Annotated in this window: 1 protein-coding gene; it reads right to left on the reverse strand. The window is 44.6% G+C overall.

Annotation, left to right across the window (positions count from 1 at the left end):
* Positions 1-392 (reverse strand): hypothetical protein (locus tag ACVCXO_RS13940; RefSeq protein ID WP_452230198.1); only part of this gene is annotated, 392 nt, incomplete at both ends.

Below are 392 nucleotides of genomic sequence, written 5' to 3' on the forward strand. Positions count from 1 at the left end.
CAGTTACTGTTTCGGTGCTAGTTGTTCCGCAGGTTCCTGGACTTGCGTATTCTATCGTATAGGTCGTCCCGGAAATTCCATTAGTTACCGCTCCGCTAGTTGCATCTATCGTGGCTCCATCGGTTGGGATCGGATTAAAAACAAAACTCCCACCAAGATCTCCTGTGATATTTGCGGTGCCGCCATCACAAGTTGCTGTCGTAGAAAATGAAGCATTTCCTAAAGTTAAAACCGTAACCGTTTGTGTGCTAATTGTTCCGCAGGTTCCTGGACTCGTGTATTCTATAGTATAGGTTGTTCCAGAAATTCCATTAGTTACTGTTCCGCTAGTTGCGTTTATTGTTGCACCATCGGTTGGTATTGGATTAAACGTAAAGCTTCCGCCAAGATCT

The sequence above is a fragment of the Lacinutrix sp. MEBiC02404 genome (genome assembly GCF_053601575.1).